Annotated in this window: 21 protein-coding genes; 13 read left to right on the top strand and 8 right to left on the bottom strand. The window is 45.5% G+C overall.

The features are described 5' to 3' along the window. Window positions 1-2: 2 nt before the first annotated feature. The 7 genes from Q3W13_RS04770 (at window position 3) to Q3W13_RS04740 (ending at window position 4,552) form a co-directional block, all read left to right on the top strand. The gene (locus tag Q3W13_RS04770) at window positions 3-785 is read left to right on the top strand and encodes a GLPGLI family protein (protein WP_302861780.1); all 783 of its coding nucleotides are present in this window, start codon (window positions 3-5) and stop codon (window positions 783-785) included. Window positions 786-835: 50 nt separating this feature from the next. Beyond that, window positions 836-1,306, top strand: coding sequence for a DUF1573 domain-containing protein (locus Q3W13_RS04765; RefSeq protein ID WP_302861779.1), 471 nt, complete (start codon window positions 836-838; stop codon window positions 1,304-1,306). A 39-nt stretch (window positions 1,307-1,345) separates the two neighbouring features. Beyond that, window positions 1,346-1,729, top strand: coding sequence for a LytTR family DNA-binding domain-containing protein (locus Q3W13_RS04760; RefSeq protein ID WP_302861778.1), 384 nt, complete (start codon window positions 1,346-1,348; stop codon window positions 1,727-1,729). A gap of 180 nt (window positions 1,730-1,909) precedes the next feature. After that, entirely contained in the window at window positions 1,910-2,107 is a 198-nt protein-coding gene (locus tag Q3W13_RS04755; RefSeq protein WP_302861777.1) for a hypothetical protein, read from the top strand. Between the two features lie 277 nt (window positions 2,108-2,384). Beyond that, window positions 2,385-3,518, top strand: coding sequence for a DUF4221 family protein (locus Q3W13_RS04750; RefSeq protein ID WP_302861776.1), 1,134 nt, complete (start codon window positions 2,385-2,387; stop codon window positions 3,516-3,518). Window positions 3,519-3,528: 10 nt separating this feature from the next. Next, a complete protein-coding gene (locus Q3W13_RS04745; RefSeq protein ID WP_302861775.1) occupies window positions 3,529-3,987 on the top strand; it encodes a hypothetical protein in 459 nt (152 codons plus the stop codon). 31 nt (window positions 3,988-4,018) lie between these two features. After that, complete coding sequence (locus Q3W13_RS04740; RefSeq protein WP_302861773.1) at window positions 4,019-4,552, top strand: TlpA disulfide reductase family protein; 534 nt, start codon at window positions 4,019-4,021, stop codon at window positions 4,550-4,552. Window positions 4,553-4,751: 199 nt separating this feature from the next. Here Q3W13_RS04740 and Q3W13_RS04735 read toward each other — a convergent pair whose 3' ends face one another. Continuing rightward, window positions 4,752-6,407: a hypothetical protein gene (locus Q3W13_RS04735; protein ID WP_302861772.1), complete on the bottom strand. Its 1,656-nt coding sequence runs from the start codon at window positions 6,405-6,407 to the stop codon at window positions 4,752-4,754. A 169-nt stretch (window positions 6,408-6,576) separates the two neighbouring features. Between Q3W13_RS04735 and Q3W13_RS04730 the strand changes: the two genes are divergently transcribed. Further along, window positions 6,577-7,635 carry a sensor histidine kinase gene (locus tag Q3W13_RS04730; RefSeq protein WP_302861771.1) on the top strand — a complete coding sequence of 353 codons (1,059 nt, stop codon included), beginning with the start codon at window positions 6,577-6,579 and terminating at the stop codon, window positions 7,633-7,635. After that, window positions 7,617-8,342, top strand: a complete 726-nt coding sequence (locus Q3W13_RS04725; protein WP_302861770.1) for a LytTR family DNA-binding domain-containing protein — start codon at window positions 7,617-7,619, stop codon at window positions 8,340-8,342. Before Q3W13_RS04730 ends, Q3W13_RS04725 begins: the two co-directional genes overlap by 19 nt. A gap of 77 nt (window positions 8,343-8,419) precedes the next feature. On the opposite strand, the gene Q3W13_RS04720 is transcribed toward Q3W13_RS04725, so the two are convergent. The 3 genes from Q3W13_RS04720 to Q3W13_RS04710 form a co-directional block, all read right to left on the bottom strand. Beyond that, on the bottom strand, window positions 8,420-9,058 hold the full coding sequence (locus tag Q3W13_RS04720; protein WP_302861767.1) for a hypothetical protein: 639 nt from the start codon (window positions 9,056-9,058) through the stop codon (window positions 8,420-8,422). Between the two features lie 101 nt (window positions 9,059-9,159). Continuing rightward, entirely contained in the window at window positions 9,160-9,540 is a 381-nt protein-coding gene (locus Q3W13_RS04715) for a hypothetical protein (RefSeq protein ID WP_302861765.1), read from the bottom strand. Continuing rightward, window positions 9,541-10,929 (bottom strand): Fic family protein, encoded by a 1,389-nt coding sequence (locus Q3W13_RS04710; protein WP_302861764.1) that lies wholly within the window; start codon window positions 10,927-10,929, stop codon window positions 9,541-9,543. It abuts the gene before it with no gap. Window positions 10,930-11,011: 82 nt separating this feature from the next. Between Q3W13_RS04710 and Q3W13_RS04705 the strand changes: the two genes are divergently transcribed. Next, window positions 11,012-11,299: a hypothetical protein gene (locus Q3W13_RS04705; RefSeq protein ID WP_302861762.1), complete on the top strand. Its 288-nt coding sequence runs from the start codon at window positions 11,012-11,014 to the stop codon at window positions 11,297-11,299. A 111-nt stretch (window positions 11,300-11,410) separates the two neighbouring features. Here the strand turns inward: Q3W13_RS04705 and Q3W13_RS04700 are convergent, their stop codons facing one another. From Q3W13_RS04700 to Q3W13_RS04685, 4 genes are all read right to left on the bottom strand, one after another. Beyond that, a complete protein-coding gene (locus tag Q3W13_RS04700) occupies window positions 11,411-12,418 on the bottom strand; it encodes a DUF4407 domain-containing protein (protein WP_302861760.1) in 1,008 nt (335 codons plus the stop codon). Window positions 12,419-12,420: 2 nt separating this feature from the next. Next, complete coding sequence (locus Q3W13_RS04695; RefSeq protein WP_302861759.1) at window positions 12,421-12,993, bottom strand: hypothetical protein; 573 nt, start codon at window positions 12,991-12,993, stop codon at window positions 12,421-12,423. A gap of 4 nt (window positions 12,994-12,997) precedes the next feature. After that, the gene (locus Q3W13_RS04690; RefSeq protein WP_302861757.1) at window positions 12,998-13,378 is read right to left on the bottom strand and encodes an HNH endonuclease; all 381 of its coding nucleotides are present in this window, start codon (window positions 13,376-13,378) and stop codon (window positions 12,998-13,000) included. Window positions 13,379-13,568: 190 nt separating this feature from the next. Next, entirely contained in the window at window positions 13,569-14,426 is an 858-nt protein-coding gene (locus Q3W13_RS04685; protein WP_302861755.1) for a hypothetical protein, read from the bottom strand. Window positions 14,427-14,759: 333 nt separating this feature from the next. On the opposite strand from Q3W13_RS04685, the gene Q3W13_RS04680 reads away from it, so the two are divergent. From Q3W13_RS04680 to Q3W13_RS04670, 3 genes are all read left to right on the top strand, one after another. Beyond that, window positions 14,760-14,918, top strand: coding sequence for a hypothetical protein (locus Q3W13_RS04680; RefSeq protein WP_302861754.1), 159 nt, complete (start codon window positions 14,760-14,762; stop codon window positions 14,916-14,918). 65 nt (window positions 14,919-14,983) lie between these two features. Further along, window positions 14,984-16,639: a tetratricopeptide repeat-containing sensor histidine kinase gene (locus Q3W13_RS04675; protein ID WP_302861753.1), complete on the top strand. Its 1,656-nt coding sequence runs from the start codon at window positions 14,984-14,986 to the stop codon at window positions 16,637-16,639. After that, a complete protein-coding gene (locus Q3W13_RS04670; RefSeq protein WP_302861752.1) occupies window positions 16,629-17,297 on the top strand; it encodes a response regulator in 669 nt (222 codons plus the stop codon). Before Q3W13_RS04675 ends, Q3W13_RS04670 begins: the two co-directional genes overlap by 11 nt. Window positions 17,298-17,313 lie beyond the last annotated feature (16 nt).

Here is a 17,313-nt window from a genome sequence, read left to right as displayed (position 1 = left end):
GTATGAATAAAATAATAGCAATCACATTTTTCCTTTCTGTTAATTTCGCAGTTCTGTTCGCGCAAGACACGACCTTTGTTTTCACGGGGCGGGTTGAATATGAAAAGACGGTCAACATGTACGCTGTCTTGGGAAGGGCGGTGGCGAACAGCAACAGTGACGTTGTCATGCAAAGTTCATTGGAGCGGTATAAAAGCACCCAGTCGCAGTTCAGGAGATCAAAAAGCACGTTATTTTTTGATAAAAACCAGTCCTTGTTCACCCCTGCCAGGGCAGGCGAGAATATCGCAGACCCTTTTTACGCGCTTAATGTAATTGCTGGACAACCAAACGTTGTTTTCACTGACGTCAAATCTAAAAAAAGCATTACCCAGAAGACCATCTTCGAAAAGGTGTTTTTGTTGTCTGATACCAGTAAAAAAATCAAATGGAAGCTAACTGACGAGACGAGGATGATTGCCGGGTATAATTGTCGGAGAATCAATGCCATTATTCTCGATTCAATATATGTGGTTGCATTTTATGCTGAACGAATCCCCATCGCGTCTGGACCAGAATCATTCAATGGCGCTCCCGGTCTAATCCTCCAGGTAACACTACCGCATGAAAACGTAAGTTGGGTTGCGACAAAGGTGACTCGTGCTCCGGCCCTCCAGCCCTCTGAATTGGCACCGCCCGCCACCGGTGCACTGATAAGCAGGAACGATTTAAAAAGGATCCTCGCATCAATACTGCAAACCTCCAATAGTTATTTTCCCATTTACCTTAAGGCCTTTTCGATGTAACAGGCCAAAAGGACGCACCAAATACCTGAACACAACTAATCACATTCGATATGAACACAAAAAAGTTATCAAACACTATCATTTTATCCGCCATTGGCCTTGGAATATTGTTTATCGGCTACCTGACGCTCTACCCCCGCGCCGATTCAAGTTTCTCGCTGCGGCAAATATTTCCCGGATCCTCGGCTGAGATTTCATTTGAACGTGAGAAATACGATTTCGGAACGATACCGGACGGTTCCCAAGTACTGTACTACTTCAAGTTTAAAAATTCGGGCAAAACCCCTCTAATAATATATAACGCTTCCTCAACGTGCGGCTGCACTATCCCAAAATGGCCGAGCAAGCCTATTTTGCCCGGGCGAACCGATTCCATCGCCGTTTTATTCAAGTCACATGGAAACCTCGGATACACCGACAAAATTATCACCATTGAATCAAATGCAACGACCGCCAAAAAAACGCTGCTGTTCCAAGGGTCTGTAATAAAAATTTACAAAAGGAACAAAACCGTCATTTAAGGATTGAATTAGTTCATACAACCCCAATATTGCAAGGCCATGACGCGAGTTTTGATAAATTCCTTAGATAAGATTTTTTTTCTCAACCCAATAGAAATCATCTACTGTAAATCCGATAATAACTACACACAAATCTATCTGGTCAATGGAGATCATTTTATTCAATGCACCTCGCTAAAAAGATTCTATGAGGAACTGAATTCAAATGACTTCGTAAGGATCAGTCAGTCCTACCTTATCAACATTAACTTTATAAAGCTGATCGATAAGAAGAAAAGGTTTATTATGATGTCTAATACCGAGCTGCTTCCTTTTACCGTCCAGGTAAAAGAATTGCTTACCTTGATAATTGCGCGTAACGATGGCCGCAAACTTTTATCTGAAAATGGCGCCGACTCTATAATTCTCGATAAATCACTATAGATTCCAAATGCCAAGCCTAAAATACCGGAACTACATTGTAAAGGTTAAAAATAGACACTCGAAAAAGGTAACTTGCTGATAGAAACCTACCACCTTGTCAATGGAAAGGCGAACATGTACTACTTTTTACCCATTTCGGATTTATTAACATTAATCATAAACAATTAAATTAAAATCAGAATGAAAAGAAACAAAATCTGGGCTGTCTTATTCCTGTTGGGGTTTGCAGCCGTTGCTTTCAAACAAGCGAAAGCGAATGAAATTCCGCCAGACACTCATGGCTGTGTACTGGTGGCCTCAACGCCAACTAAAGGCACCATCGATTGTATCGGCGACGGCACTGTGTGTAAAGTGGTTGGCGATTGCATAAAATCATAATTAAAAATTTATTTATATATCAAGTTTAAAATTATGAAAAAGAAATTATTACTGTTCGGGGTTGTGCTTGCAGTCTCGGTAACGTGTTACATGAAAGTCAAAGCGAGGTCGTTGGTGGTACTGTCACACTATTGTGTTGTCCAAACCACGTCACCTGGACACACCACGGTAGATTGCGGCGGGGATGCTGCAGCTTGCGGTGCAAAAGCCGATTGTCTCTCTAATTAATCCAAATTGAGTGGTTGCTGAAAATGCAGCCACTCATTATTTTACAAAAATGAAACAAACCGTTTTTCTATTCCTCTCTTTATTTATTTTCGGCGCTTGCAAACAGCACAGTCGGCATGTTTCCGTTGATAACAAATCGTATAAATTTGAATCCCAATTTACCTTAGCACCAGCAAAGAAAGTATCATTCTTGTTGGATTCGCTAACGAACCCAAATATCGGCAATACCCAGCTTTTTAAAACGGACTCTGTAACGTATTTCACGTTTCTTAACAAGCAATTCAACTCGATTTATTTCTATGACTTTAAAACGGCGAAATTTAAATTCAAGATTGACATACACACCAAAGGCGCGAACGCAGTTGGTGCCATAGTCAACAGTTATTTTATAAAATCGCTTGACTCAATTTACGTACTTAGCAGGTATGTACTAAACATAATAGATCATAATTCGCATATAATATCGAAGGTGAATTTTCAAAACAATCCACCAGATGGCATCAGCGGCTTGCCTCAAATCTATTGTTATGCACCGTTGATTCAACAGGGTGATGAGTTGTTACTAAACAGTGTTCCAGACAAAGTCGCAACTAAGGAAAGCAGTTTTGAGGATAAAGAAATATTATTAAAATACAACACAAAAACGGGAGCGAAAACGTACGAATACAGATATCCTGACGCCTACCGCGACGGCGTTTTTGGCGTGAATTATATGTACATTTATCATGCCTACAACCCGGCGACAAAAAAGATTGTCTTCAGCTTTCCGGCAGATAATAACATCTATGTGACCGGTGCTGACACGCTAGCAGCTCATTACGCGGGCAGCAAGTTCCTTGGGGAGGTTAAGCCAATGCAGAAAGTCAGAGATGATTTTGATGGGTACAACAGATTCTTTTTGCAAAGCCCATCTTACGGCCCTATTTATTATGACAATTTTAGGGATGTGTACTACCGGTTCGCCCTTAAGCCAATAACTGATAAAGCATACTCTGAGAAAAAATGGTGGAAGCAAAAGTCCATCGTCATCCTCAATAAGGACTTTAAAAAAATAGGCGAAATTGAAGTTCCTGATACTGTCTCGTTTTTAGCCTGTCTTGTAACCGAGGAGGGTTTGTACGTCAATGTTGACGATGCGGAGGACAGGGTTTCAATGGCTTTATACAAACTTGTTAAAATCTAATTATCCTGATATGAAAACCACTCTTCTTATTCTTTTTGTCCTTGTATGGAGTTCTTGTGCTGAAAAGTACGACAAGGCCGCGACAGCAAAAATCGACCAAACGGTAAAAACCCTCAAACAGGAAAAGCGGTTTACCGATGCAGTGGAAAAAATATATTTCGTGAATATCGACGCGGGGTGCGAATCCTGTATTGACGAGTGCCTCACGTTCATCAAAAAAGAACAACACAACAACCGGTTATTATTCGTCATTGAATCCGCCCATAAAAATACCGTGGCCAAGGTCTCTAGCCAATACTCCCTTAAGATTGTGCCAGACAACTGCATCGTAATTGATAATGAACTGGTTGGCTATAAAAACGGCTTAGTAGACGTATTCCCCAAGGTGTTTTATGTAAAAAACAAAAAGGTTATGGATACAAAAAGCATAGATGCGTCGAATATCGACAAGTTGTTGGTTAGCAATTAATTTCCTAAGTTTACGTGAAATACCATTCGCCATGAAAAAGCCGGTAACCGCAATCATGCTTTTCGTTCTATTCGCTTCGCTCGCCTATGGGCAGGATACTTCGATGGCGAGAAAATTCCTTGAAAAGCACGCTACAGTAAAAAATTTATGTGGCAAACCGGCCCCGATATTTTCTGCTCGTACTATGCAAGAAATGCCTATAAACATTTCGGAGCTTAAAGGAAAAGTCGTAGTGCTGAGCGTGTGGACTACAACTTGTGGCCCTTGTATCAGGGAAATTAATGCGTTTAAGTATTTTAAAAATAAGTATAAAGGAAAAAATATTGAATATATTGCAATAGCGCCCCTTGATAAACAACAAGACATAAAAAGGTTCTTAGCCAACCATACCATGGTTTTTAAAGTTTGGTATGCTCCAAGTCCCAACTTTGTAAAGGACTACCTGGCTGATGAATATCCAACCAACTACGTGATAGATAGAAACGGAATGATTAGGTATTCCCAGGTGGGTTATAGCAAAGATGGCTATAAAGATATAAGCGAGGTTGTTCAAAAGTGTATGTGAGGCGACTTCACTGGCTGCGCGTTATTATCGTTTGAGAATGAAACCAGGACATAGACCGATTCCGAATAAGATTACGTCTTCATCGTAAACGCATGGTTTTACGCAGAAATCCCTTGCAAAATTGATGGGCGTCTAGGACAGTGGACCAATCTCACAATGGGAGAAAGGTCTGCTGCTGCCTAATTTACTCAACCAGCAATCACAGCAGTACCTCGATATGATTAACCCATAACGCTGAGCGGTCGGCGGTATTCCGAAAACCTGTCAGCAAAAATTCCTTGTTGTAGCTTACCTTTTGCTTACAGTAAATCCTGCCATTTACCATGACGGTCACTGGTTTGCGGAGATCAACCATTTCAGGCGACAGCAATATAGAAAACGATTTAATATCCGAAGTAAGTACTGTAAAAATATTGTTTTTATAAGCAGCTTTTATAGCTCCGGAACTCTTTCGGTATGTAAAACCATGGAGCAGTGTGTCACGGGTTATGGAGGAGTCTTTTTTCCCTAATACAATCCATTTCTTTATTTCGAAATTAATATTTTTTTGCCAGGCTGCCCGTTTGACGGTGGTATCGAGTGCAGTTATTTGTAGCCAATCGCAACGGCCATATTTTACATCGTCGCACTCCCAGTAGATGGTTGAATGAAAAGGGTCACGTTTCCTGTTGGCCAGGTCCTCAAACAACAGCTTATGGGCTGGTTCCGACGCATCAAACTTGGGGAACCAATGCGGAAAACCATGATAACGGTGATCCTGATAATCGGCGCCTATTTTTTTCATGAGTACAGCTAATGAGTCGTTGGCGCCGGGCGGGTAATAGTAATCCTGGTCGGTAGATACATTAAAGTACGAGCGGTTAAGGATATTGCGGATATAAGTACCACCCGTCTCCACTCCCGGCCGGGTATTGAATCCATAAAAGCCGGCAAAGGGTGATGGCTGTTTCATTAAGTAGGAAAATGAACCGGTCGCGCCGTTGGAATGCCCGGTGATAAACACCCGGTCATCATCGATATGGATAATCTGTTTGACCTGTTTCAACATTGCCGGGACCATAAAGAAGCCATCATCCGGGTACATCCAGTTGTAGTCCTTATTGCCATGCGGATAAACCATGATCACCTCGCCGGCATATTTGGTATAAAAGCGGTTCCAGCCGCCGGTATCCCAGCCGGGTTCCGCCATATCCAGGTAACCCGTATTAGAACTTACTGCCCCATGTAAGAAAAATAATACGGCATAGGATTTTTTGGGGTTGTAGTCCGGGGGCATCACGACCAAAAACGCCGTATGCGTACTGTCTGTCATTTGAAATTGCAGGGAAAGATATTTTTCCCTGATAGCAGGGTAGCCATTATAATGCTTTATTTTTTGATAAGCCGCTTCCGCATTGTCATGATTGAAATTGAGCTTCGTCAGCATCGCATCCCGCTCGAGCCGGTGCTGGATCGCCAAAACTGAATCCACCTTTTTTTGCTGCTTTTGCATGATCTCCTGCTCTTTGGCCTGTACCCCGGCTATGATCGTTTTCCATTGCGGGTCGCTTTCCAGGAAATCAAAATTTTTGTCCTTTAACAAACGTTTGCTGAACACAAAAACACCATTCGAATAATTAAACTTAACGTAGGTGCGGATAGCTTCCAGTGCTTTGGCCTTATCGCTGGCCAAACTCCATGACAAGGCCGACAGATAAGCGATACCATTGGAATCGTCCGTCTTGAGGTAGCGATCATAATTGGTGCCTGCGCAGACATAATCTTTTGCTTTAAAACAGGAATCGCCTTTGGCTATATAATTTTGCGCGATGAGATACTGCGGCATAAAAAGTAACAGGATAATCAGCTTTTTCATGGTGAGTTTGCTTTCCCAGGCAAAAATCATAGCACAACGCTGCCACAAAGAATGCGATTGACGAACGGCTGATTAGTATTGATATACTGTTGTCAGGTTTCATCAATAAAAATTGCCCGTTCATGTATTTTTATGCTGATTAACCTTGAACACGTTTTATATTTAGCAGATGAAGCGCAAGCAGATCATTTACATCCATCTTATCGCCTGGAGCGTTTTGTTTCTCAGTGAGGTAGGGCTGAGCTATACAGACAGCCGTGCGCCACAGGACCTGCCTGCTTTTCTCAAAAACTTAGGAATACAATGCTGTTACCAAAGCATCCCCTTCAGCTGTTTCTATAGCAGCTATTGGTTTGTGGCGCCGCAGTTTTTTGTTTACCGGCAATATTTGCGCGGTATCATTTATTCCCTGTTCACCTTAACCGGTATTGTGAGTTTACGTTACCTGCTTGAATATCACTTCTTTTTACCGGTTTTAGGGTTTGATAATTATGGCGGCCATCCCTGGCCGGTGAAAGATTATATTGAAAATATCTTTTTTTATTATTTCCCCAAGTATTTCATCTACGGCCAATTGTACTTTTTTGCTGAAAACTGGTACAAAGACAAGCAATTGAAGGAGGAACTGCAAAAGGAAAAATCAACCGCCGAACTGGCCTTTCTGCGGTCGCAGATCAACCCCCATTTTTTATTCAATACCATCAATGATATTTATTCGCTTACCTACCAGAAAGCCGAACGTGCGCCTGAAGCTTTACTTAAACTTTCAGAACTCCTTCGGTATATGCTCCGCGAGGGTAATGCGGACCTGATGCCTTTACGGCAGGAGATACAGTATTTGGAAAATGCGATCGAGCTGCAGCGCATCAGCGCCAAGGGTAAAGCCTATATCCATTTTGAAATGGAAGGTGATGCAGGCGACCAGCAGGTGGCCTCCCTGCTGTTTATCCCTTTTGTTGAAAATGCTTTTAAACACGGAATTTTAAATGAACCGGAGCACCCGGTTACGATAGCTTTAACGGCTGCCGGCGAAAGCATCAGTTTTTCTGTCTGCAATAAAAGGAACAACTACCAAAAGGATCATACCGGCGGCATCGGGCTGAACAATGTAAAGCGCCGTCTCGGCCTGGTCTACCCCGGCAGACACCGGCTGGAAATTAATGACGGGGATGAATTTTATAGGGTTAATTTGGTTTTGCGAACAGGCGTATGCGTATCCGTTGTTTAATTATCGATGACAAGCCGCTGGCCATAGACATTTTGGCTGACTACACCCGGAAGGTGCCCTTTCTGGAATTGACCGGCACGGCCACTGACCCCATCCAGGGCTTATCTATGGTTCGGGACCGGCAGATCAGCCTGGTATTTTTAGATATCCAGATGCCTCAGCTGAACGGACTGCAGTTTATGAGAATAGCCGGGGAACAATGTAAAGTGATACTTACCACTGCTTATCCGGAATACGCGCTGGAGGGATTTGAACATGATGTGATTGACTACCTGCTGAAACCCATCGCTTTCGACCGCTTTTACCGGGCTGCGGCGAAGGCTTTGCAGGTCCTGGGCCATGACAGTAAGAACCGCTTATCAGCAGAGAATGAAATGTTTTCTGATCATTATAATCAAAGCGAATACCTGTTCATCAAAACTGAGCACCGGATAAAAAAGGTCAATCTGCGGGATATTTTATTTATTGAAAGCTTGCAGAACTATATCACGCTGCATACCACCGCAGGGCGCATCCTGAGCCTGCAGACCATGAAAAAGCTAGAAAACCAGTTGCCACCGAAAGAATTTATGCGGGTACATAAATCTTACATCGTTTCCCTGCGGCACATATCTTCCGTAGAGCGAAGCCGCATCCAGATTGGCGGCCAGTTGATCCCGGTCGGGGATATTTACCGCGACGCATTTTATAAAATTATTGGTCATTGACCCATCAAATACCAAAACCACATTTCAAAACGTAAGTTTACGGGTTTTCTCCGATCGGTTCTCCATCCCGAAAATATTCAATTAGCGCAGCTACCTTTTGTCCCGCGTGATCGTCCGGACAGGTTGTAGCTCTTGAGCAGGGCGGCCTTTACGCTGGCCATATCCTTTGCCAGCAGGTTATAAATATCGTCATACTGGGCGCATAAATCAAACAGGCCCAAATGATACCTGCCCAGCAGCCGTTCTTTCTCTTCGCCTCCGGCTTTCGTGATCTGCTCCGCTGTATCCAGCAAATCGAGGTATAGGGTGTGCGAGCGCATATTGGCGGCGATCACCCGGTCATAGGATAAGTTCACGTCGAAATACAAGCTGACCAGGTTCTGCTTCCAGTTCTCTGCCTGCAGCTTTTCCAGGTAGGCATCCAGCTGCTTCATCTCCCGGTTAAAAAATGCCACGCCCGCTTCGCTCCGCTGCCTGTTCTTATCCTTCCAGTACTCCACGCTCTTGCGCAGCACCCCCATCGTCTCTCCGGTCATGAAATAGAACTGCTCGGCTACTTCCGCCTGCTTCGACCGGTACAAATTTCCCCGTTCCAGCTTCGCCTTCCGCTGGTCGCTGTAATACGTAAACAAGCCGGTCAGCAGCTGGGTGAGCAAGGCGCCGGCCAGTCCTGCATAAGCAGTCAGTACCAGTAAGGTTTGATTCGTCGCAGCCATAAACAAAGATAAGCAAAAGACTTTGAATGCTAAAATTATTAGCAAATAAATCTGCAATCATCAGGATGGTTTTTGCTTTGAACCCTGTTGCCGTGTTTCAATCAGCTGCTGAATTTTAATTTTTCGGCGAGGTCCAGGAAATATTGAGGTCCCCAGATTTCTAACGCGCTGTCGTCAGCAATAAACCGGACAACATCATCTTTTACACTGCGGAAATTCACTCCGTTTATTTTGTCCCTAAGCAGCTTCAGTACCTGTTCTTTGGATCTCGTCTCCCCGGTCCAGTCACCGGTATCCTTTGCGCGGAGCCGGAAGTGATCAAGATCAGGCGGTACACCTTTTCTGATGTACCATTCCAGATCAAACCAGTCCCTGTCTTTTACGCGGTTCTGCCATGCTTTTGAGAGAAAAAAATGAAGTCTGTCGTTTAATGGGCTCGGTAAGCCAACCTTAAAATTGCCTGTTTTAAGGTTGGCAGTCATTTACGACTTAAGAGGTTTGTATAATTTTTTCCAGCCGCTTTTCCACCGCGTAAACGCTTGAGGGCTCACCCGGTACCTGGCAAAGTTGCCTTCATGCAAGGAAAGCAATTCGGTTTCTACTGCCTCAATAAATTTTTCCTGATCTGCATCGGGCAACCGTTGCGCGTTTCTTTTAATGACGATACTGGCGTCTTTCGAATTTAGAGACTGTACAATAATGCCCGTGATTAATTCACGCATTGGGGTACGATACTTTAATTTGAAGGTATCCGGTTCACCAAGCGATTGACGAACGACTGCATAACGTGAGGCCGAACGTTCATAAGCCCATAAAAAGACGTCTTTTAACAAGCTGATGTCATTGAGTTCGTAAACACCCAACATGCCTTGGCTGTACAAATCTTCCGGAACGTCAGTAAAAGACAAAGGCGATAGATTCCGCTTAATAAAAGGAATGTTTGCCGATATACGCGAAACAGGTTTGTTTACATCATCGAATGGTTGCAGGTAAGGTAAGTGCACCATTATAAAAAATGATTGCTCAAACGGATTTGCGATCTCAGCCGCCTTTGCTAAAATCAGTTCAAATAACTCACTGACCAATTGCGGTATTGCCAGCGGTGTAAACGCGGAGCCGGTAATGCCTACTGCCATTGAACGAAGCCGTCCCGGCGCTTGCGGGTCAGCCAGCAAGTTATTCGCCAGCATCGCATGAAGGTTGGTAATCGTGTAACGGTTATAACCAATTTCTTCAGCCGATTCTACAATGAACTCAATAGCATCCTTGTGATTCAAAATCATCTGTGCTTCTTTGGCCGTTTTGGCATCTGCTTCTTCGCCTTGCCCGATCAGCCGCTCTGTATCCAGTAAACTATAGGTATTGCCTTCCAGACGACTAGAGTTCCAGGATAGGTCAATGAGTAAGCGATTAAGTATCTGTTTCGCATAGGTTCCGGCAGGTTGCTCCAATCGGGGACCACCAATTGCTGCCAGTTTTGCCATTTCATCTTTGGTCAGGTAGCTGTCAACATTGGGCCGGTAAGATTCCAGAAACGTGCGGTTATAACCGACGAGCTTGCGGCCCTGTATAGGTGCAATAACCCGGCTACGTACATATTCACCAGGCAGGGAAATCGGTATTAGTGCTTGGTCTGCGGCTGCAGCGGCCTCTGGTTTAGCCGCTGCGACAGTTAATTTGTAAATGGTTGCACGCGCTTTCCCGGAAACATCAATGATGCCCTCCATTACCAGTTTTTCCAGCCACCTTTGCAGCGTTCTGCGCGGCGTACCTGGGCTGTTTAAACCGATGTCTTCAATACCCGCTCCCTCTGGAAACCTGGCCAGTATAGCTAAAATTTCCGCTGCTTTAGGTTTTGCTTCCTTTTTCATAATGGCGCAATACTTTATTATCACGCCAAATATACGAAAAAAGTGGCGCAATATAGAGTTATTGCGCCAAAAATGGTTAAAAATGGCGCGATATTTAAATCGCGCCGCCGCGCATTATGGTAAGATCACCAGCCGGTATTCCTGCGCGGCAATGACCCGGACACCAGGCTGTCCTTTACTTATGACCGATCATGAGCGCAAATATATCCAATTGATGCCCGATAAGGGCCGCTTCCTCGTCTTTACCAATGGAGGCTTTGCCGCCGAGGTGGAGTTGATGGAAACCGAATGGGAGATCACCAGCGGCGATCTGTTCGATTCCGGGTTGGAAAGGCAGGTATTGCGCCGTATTATTCATCTTGCATCATGATCGTAGATTTTGAGATAGAACCGGACGGTGTGAACTTGGAAAAATTGATACGGAAGGGACCGGAACCGAAAGATTTGCGATATGACCAAGCCATCTGCTGTTCGATAAATGTTAACTATTTTGAACCTCCGGCATTTGCATGGCCATTAGTTTCAGCCTGCGTTTCTGTAATTCCATGTGATGCTGTATGGTTGCGTCGTAATCGGTGTCTCCATGGGTCATTTTGTTGACCATGATAAAAATCTCGATGCCCAGCAACAGCAGGGCCCACAACGCCCAAACAAAAAGCGCAGGGCCGGAATCCCGCAGAATTTTGTACATCAATTTCAATTCATACAGGAAACCGCTGTTCGCCTTTGCCTCTTGCGTCACTTCGTCTCTCAGTTTTAATATTCGATTTTCCTGATCCACTTTAATGGCCCGCATTTCTTTAATTTGCTCATCAATTGGTGCCAGCATTGACAATTTCGGGTTAGGTATGGAACTAATGGTTACCGCCGTTTTTCTAACGAGATTTGTTTTTGTCGTGGTGGTTTTATTGGTGTCAGTCGTAATGGTAGGCACCGCAATATCATCACTTTTTTTACTCATCACATTGATTGTTGGACTTTTCGTCAGCTCATCGACCAGTGCTTTGCGTTCAGTCTCTTTTCTATTAATGCTAAGGTCCGTCTCAGCTACTTGGGCTTTCAGTTCCCTTTCTCTCGCTGGCAATAAAGAATCCACCTGCGCGTTCAGCTCGAATAATTCTTTGTGTTTGATATCCTCCCGGAAAATGATCTGGTCGATAATGATCGATCCGATGACGGCCATTACCAGGGCAATAAAAGCGCGCACGCCGTATTTCCATTTACTTTGCGAATCAGAAAGAATAATCTGCCGTTCTACCTGCAAAATGATCAGCACGAATAAAACTCCGCCAAGAATACTGTAATACCATTCTGCCGCGAGGTATTTGCTGACAAAGGAATAGCCAATAAACGCCCATAAGATACAAATGATCAAGAGTGCGGCCGTATAGCGCTTAACGGCGCGATGCGCAATTTCACTACAGCCTTGCAGGACCTCATATTTGTAACCCGTCAGGAAACAGCCGAATTTGATCCACCTGTCTTTCATCGTTAAAACCTCCTCGATAAAATATGGTGATGGGAAATTGCCGCCAGGCCGTTTTTGAAACCACGGGTATAACTGATCAGGATGCCTTTACAATCCCCTTCATCCTGCGCGGTGTCATCTTCGATGGCTTTTACTTTGGCGATGTGCCCCTGCGCTATCTTTTTTTTCATCTCCAGCTCTTCGACCATATCCACCATGCCGCTCCGGGAACGGCTGATGATGTGGAATTCCGTTTCCTGGATAAAATCCTCGTAATACGTTTTTACCTTTTTGAGTGTGCGGATCAGTTCGCTTTTAAGCGAATCCAGGTTTTGGTTCAGGTTACTGATATCCGGATTCAGCAGCGCGTCATCGTATCCTTTTACCTCGTGGTTCCGGTCCAGGAAAGCGTAGAGAATCCCGATATGATGTTCCGTTGGGACGGCTGTCGCCTCAGGCGGTGCAGAGGGGGGCGCTGACTCGATAAAAACCCGTTCTTCGACTTCGGGCAAGGCCTGGGCAGTACCCGGATTATGCCCGTTCAGGGGCGGCAGTGGTATGCCGTTATTCCCGGTGCGTTTTGTAAAACCAAACATATTTTCAAATGATTACTATCGGTACTTTAAATTTACTGTGCCCGCGCTGGTGGCAGCTTTTGCATAAGGTGATCAGCAAGTGGTCCGGGTAATCCCAGGGTACTTTAAACCCTTTGGCTTCCCTGACATAATGGTACTGCCGGTGATGTACCTGGAGCTCGTCAACGCCTTTGCAAATAACACAGCAGCTTTGATCACGTGCCATGATCCCGCTGCGCTTTGACTGCCACCGGGGGTCGAACAATAGATGGCCATAGGAGCCGTGGGGTGGCACTAGTTCCGCTTCATCTAAAGCCTTTTCCCCGAATTGCTCATCGTCACGCCGGTAGCGGCCGATCAGCTTTTTGCCGGTGTTTCCTGTGGTGTCATAACGGTTAATTTGCATAAAAAGTGATAAGGTTTAGGTTTGAATTCAGTTCAGGGGCACTCAGGCAGTGTAAATAAATTATCAGGACAGTACCCGTCTGTTTTCGTTTTCAGGCAAGGTACTTGATGTTTTGAAGCCATAACTTTAAGTTTTAATGGCTCAAAAATACCGGCCTCTGTGCAGTCATTTTTACGGAAAACCGTAAAGATCAATTTTTGATATGGAGCACGTATTTTTCCAGGATATGGGTGGTCATTGGCAACACCCTCAGGTTGGTGTCCAGCGGGTTGGGGCCGCTGTCGGTATAAAACACCACTCTGCCTTTATAATTGCTGTACCATACTTTGCGTACGGAATGATAGGTCAGCGTGTCCGGACGGGTGATGCGTTTAAAATGATCGATAATTTCGTGCTGGATCGGATAGTGCGGCGCATCGGTTGACTTGTCATTGCATTCGATGCATTCATAATGGTCATTGTTCCAGATCATACAGCCTTCTTTACCGGTACATTGTCTTACGGTCTTTCTAGCGACCAGGTACCAGCTCATCCCTGCAACGATGACGGCCATAAAAATCCATAAAAATTTATAACTGTTTCCTTTTGTTATTTCCCCTCCGGGGTTTACAGTGCCAGGGCCCACGGGAGGTTCACCAGATATGATTCCAGTCCGCGCAGGGTTAATGCTAGGACCGGTTGTGCTTTTAATTTGCAGGTTAGGATGATAAGGGCGGGGTTGAAAATCTATCAGTAAAGCCAGTAAATTGATGTATTTAATATTGGTATTAACTGACCGGCGGCCTAATAATGTTATCACTTGTCTAAAGATATCAGCTGAGCCGTTCTGAAATGCATTGTAATAAGCACCAATATCCTCTTTCGGTCCGACGAAAGAACGCAAGATGTTTTCGTCACCGGTAGTTAATGAGCCTTGCCCACAAATCATCACGACCTCATCCTTGATACTAGCTGGTTTTGGCACTAATAAATTGGAGGGCAATAGCTCTTCTTTCAGTTGCCTGTCATACTCCGCCAGGACCAATTCTTTATACTCAGACTCAGACATTTTCAAATTTTTCAGGGATAAATCTAAAACATTTTTTGGAATTCCATCCGCATTTCCGGAATCGCGCCGGAAATAATGGAAATACTGGAATCGGTTGATTGTAAGCCGGTTATATCACTTCATATTTGTTCCGGCAATCGATTCGAACGGTTGCTAAAGGGCAAAGGAAGCGGAGGTAATCATCCGGCTTGGGAAGCGGTGAAAGCTTCCGCGACCGACGCCCGGCACTTCCCAAAAAATGTAAGAGGCGCCTCTTACGCGGTTTGCAGCGATACCCGGGACAGTCCCGCGGCGGGCCTGCAGGATTTATTAACCTTTTAAATTTTTTCAAAAATGTTCCATATTTTTTTGGCGCTATGGCTGGCCTTTGCCTGTCCTGCGCAGCATCATTCCGGTGGTAACGCCGGTCATACCATCACCGCAACGGCAGATAGCGGCACAGGCGGCGACAACGGTCACCCGCCTCCGCCACCTCCGCCGCCCGGAAGTTAATTTTATGATAAGGCAAGTTCGCGCTTGCCTTATTTTTTTATTATAAATTGTACTTTAGTGGTACCTTGAGAAAATTATCACACATATGGACCGTCGGGCTGGTACTGCTGGCGGCGTGTCATCAGGCGCCTGTCCATACGGCCGGCCAATGGGCCGATTATAAAAAAGCCTATGCCTTACTGAATACCAGCAAAGATTCTGCGTTTTATTATTTCAACCGGTCGGCAACCTATTCAACGGATAAGGAACAGGTGGCCATGGCTTATCAAAACATGGCCCTGATCCAGTCTGATGCGGGCGATAATTTTGGCGCGCAGGAAAGCCTGATCCAGGCCTTAAAATCACTGGATGAACATGATCCTAAGAACCGCGGGCACCTGGCAGAAGACTACAATCAACTGGGCATGACCTTTTATAATACGGATGATAACATTCAGGCCCTCCGCTTTTATGCACTGGCGCTTCAATATGCCGACAGTCCCCAGTTACGCGCTTATTTTTTTAATAACCAGGGTAATTCCTATCAAAAGCTTAAAGCTTATCATAAGGCCCTGGCCAGTTATGATTCGGTGCTCCGGATAACCGGTACCAAAGGCGCGGATTATGCGCGGACACTGACCAACCTGGCTGCCACGAAGTGGCTGCAAAACCGGCATTATAATGCCGCGCCTGAACTGTTGAAGTCGCTTGCCATCCGGTTGCACGAAAAAGATACCTGGGGTGAAAATTCAAGCTACGCCCATTTGACGGATTTTTACCTGGAAAATAAACCGGATTCGGCTTTGTTTTACGCCCGGAAAATGTTCGCAGCGGCCAGTAAGCTGCACAGTCCGGACGATCAGTTAGCCGCTTTGCGAAAGCTTATCATGCTGGTTCCCGCCGGTTCAAAAAAATATTTCCAGCAATACCAGCGCCTGGAGGACAGCCTGCAAACTGCCCGTAGCGCGGCAAAAAGCCAATTCGCGGTGATCCGGTATAACGTCGAAAAGGCAAAGACAGAGAACCTGCAGCTGCAAAAGAAAAATACGGAACGACGATACCAGCTGATAGCCGGATTGATCCTCTCCGGGGTGGCGGTCATCTGGACCATATGGTGGTACCGAAAACGAAAGCAACGGTTACAGCTCCAGGCCGAACGGGAGATACAGGAAAATAGATTAAAATTGTCTCAAAAGGTACATGATAAGGTCGCCAACGGGATTTACCGGATCATGAGCGAGGTGGAACACTTACCGGAGCTCGATCGTACGATTTTGCTGGACCGGCTGGAAAACATGTATAACATATCCAGGAACGTTGCCCACGATGAAGCGGAATCAGTGGCTGATTTCGCGGAAAGGATCGGCTCGATGCTGAATGCTTTTAAAAATCCAGCGCTGCGGCTTGCGGTGGAAGGCAATTATACGGAGTTGTGGCAGGCGGTAGATTTGCCCGTAAGGGAACAACTGTTACTGGTTTTGCAGGAGCTGATGGTGAATATGAGCAAGCACAGCCAGGCGACGCAGGCGCATGTGGGCTTTTCAATGGAAGACGGGCGCCTGATGCTGGAATACCGGGATGATGGCATCGGGCTGGGCGGGAAGGGGACTCCCGGAAAGGGCATGCAAAATACGGTTTCCCGTATTCAAGCATTAAATGGTACCGTTAATTTTGACGCGGCGGAGACCAAAGGACTCCGGGTATTGATTCAATTACCGATTTCAGACCGATATGCAGTTTAACCGTATTCTAATCGTGGAAGACCAGGACATGGCCAACTTGTCGCTGCGAATAACCCTGGAGGGCCTTGGCATGCCGCTCCCGGTGCACAGGTACCATACCAGCCATGCCATTTTGCTGTTGAAGAAAGCGCTTTTGGAAAAAGAACCCTTTGATTTGCTGGTTACTGACCTGTATTTTGAGGACGAAGGCACGGCCAAACAAAGCCCGGACGGTATAGAACTCATCCGGCAAGCCAAACGGGTACAGCCGGAACTCAAGGTGCTGGTGTTTTCAACGGAAAGTAAAATTGCAGTGATTCGCCGGTTGTACGAGGAATCGGGTATAGACGGCTTCGTGCGCAAAGCGCGGGGAGATGCGGGAGAGCTCAAAAATGCACTGGAACAACTCTCCGGAAACCGCCGCTACTATCCCCGCGATTACCGGTCGCTCGCCGCGAAGGGTAACCAGCATGATTTTACGGACCGTGATAAGGAGATCATCCGTTTGCTGAATGAAGGGTTTTCGCAGCGGGAAATCGCGGACTGGCTGGAACTGAACGGGATGCCTCCTTTTGGTTTAAGCAGTGTGGAGAAGCGCCTGAAGTTGATGAGAGAGGCGATGAATTTCAGCAAGAACCAGCAGCTGATCGGTTTCTGCAAAGACCTGGGCATGATTTGACCGGGTTACGGTTTTC

It is taken from the genome of Mucilaginibacter sp. L3T2-6, assembly GCF_030519355.1.
Classification (GTDB): Bacteria; Bacteroidota; Bacteroidia; order Sphingobacteriales; family Sphingobacteriaceae; genus Mucilaginibacter.
The sequence above is the reverse complement of the archived record's forward strand: the minus strand, read 5'-3'. Positions and strand labels throughout refer to the sequence as shown.

What these genes read in the sequence shown, in the direction of transcription:
- Q3W13_RS04770 (WP_302861780.1), top strand. Translation starts at nt 3, where the DNA reads ATGAATAAAATAATAGCAATCACATTTTTCCTTTCTGTTAATTTCGCA.
- Q3W13_RS04765 (WP_302861779.1), top strand. Translation starts at nt 836, where the DNA reads ATGAACACAAAAAAGTTATCAAACACTATCATTTTATCCGCCATTGGC.
- Q3W13_RS04760 (WP_302861778.1), top strand. Translation starts at nt 1,346, where the DNA reads ATGACGCGAGTTTTGATAAATTCCTTAGATAAGATTTTTTTTCTCAAC.
- Q3W13_RS04755 (WP_302861777.1), top strand. Translation starts at nt 1,910, where the DNA reads ATGAAAAGAAACAAAATCTGGGCTGTCTTATTCCTGTTGGGGTTTGCA.
- Q3W13_RS04750 (WP_302861776.1), top strand. Translation starts at nt 2,385, where the DNA reads ATGAAACAAACCGTTTTTCTATTCCTCTCTTTATTTATTTTCGGCGCT.
- Q3W13_RS04745 (WP_302861775.1), top strand. Translation starts at nt 3,529, where the DNA reads ATGAAAACCACTCTTCTTATTCTTTTTGTCCTTGTATGGAGTTCTTGT.
- Q3W13_RS04740 (WP_302861773.1), top strand. Translation starts at nt 4,019, where the DNA reads ATGAAAAAGCCGGTAACCGCAATCATGCTTTTCGTTCTATTCGCTTCG.
- Q3W13_RS04735 (WP_302861772.1), bottom strand. Translation starts at nt 6,407, where the DNA reads ATGAAAAAGCTGATTATCCTGTTACTTTTTATGCCGCAGTATCTCATC.
- Q3W13_RS04730 (WP_302861771.1), top strand. Translation starts at nt 6,577, where the DNA reads ATGAAGCGCAAGCAGATCATTTACATCCATCTTATCGCCTGGAGCGTT.
- Q3W13_RS04725 (WP_302861770.1), top strand. Translation starts at nt 7,617, where the DNA reads ATGCGTATCCGTTGTTTAATTATCGATGACAAGCCGCTGGCCATAGAC.
- Q3W13_RS04720 (WP_302861767.1), bottom strand. Translation starts at nt 9,058, where the DNA reads ATGGCTGCGACGAATCAAACCTTACTGGTACTGACTGCTTATGCAGGA.
- Q3W13_RS04715 (WP_302861765.1), bottom strand. Translation starts at nt 9,540, where the DNA reads ATGACTGCCAACCTTAAAACAGGCAATTTTAAGGTTGGCTTACCGAGC.
- Q3W13_RS04710 (WP_302861764.1), bottom strand. Translation starts at nt 10,929, where the DNA reads ATGAAAAAGGAAGCAAAACCTAAAGCAGCGGAAATTTTAGCTATACTG.
- Q3W13_RS04705 (WP_302861762.1), top strand. Translation starts at nt 11,012, where the DNA reads ATGGCGCGATATTTAAATCGCGCCGCCGCGCATTATGGTAAGATCACC.
- Q3W13_RS04700 (WP_302861760.1), bottom strand. Translation starts at nt 12,418, where the DNA reads ATGAAAGACAGGTGGATCAAATTCGGCTGTTTCCTGACGGGTTACAAA.
- Q3W13_RS04695 (WP_302861759.1), bottom strand. Translation starts at nt 12,993, where the DNA reads ATGTTTGGTTTTACAAAACGCACCGGGAATAACGGCATACCACTGCCG.
- Q3W13_RS04690 (WP_302861757.1), bottom strand. Translation starts at nt 13,378, where the DNA reads ATGCAAATTAACCGTTATGACACCACAGGAAACACCGGCAAAAAGCTG.
- Q3W13_RS04685 (WP_302861755.1), bottom strand. Translation starts at nt 14,426, where the DNA reads ATGTCTGAGTCTGAGTATAAAGAATTGGTCCTGGCGGAGTATGACAGG.
- Q3W13_RS04680 (WP_302861754.1), top strand. Translation starts at nt 14,760, where the DNA reads ATGTTCCATATTTTTTTGGCGCTATGGCTGGCCTTTGCCTGTCCTGCG.
- Q3W13_RS04670 (WP_302861752.1), top strand. Translation starts at nt 16,629, where the DNA reads ATGCAGTTTAACCGTATTCTAATCGTGGAAGACCAGGACATGGCCAAC.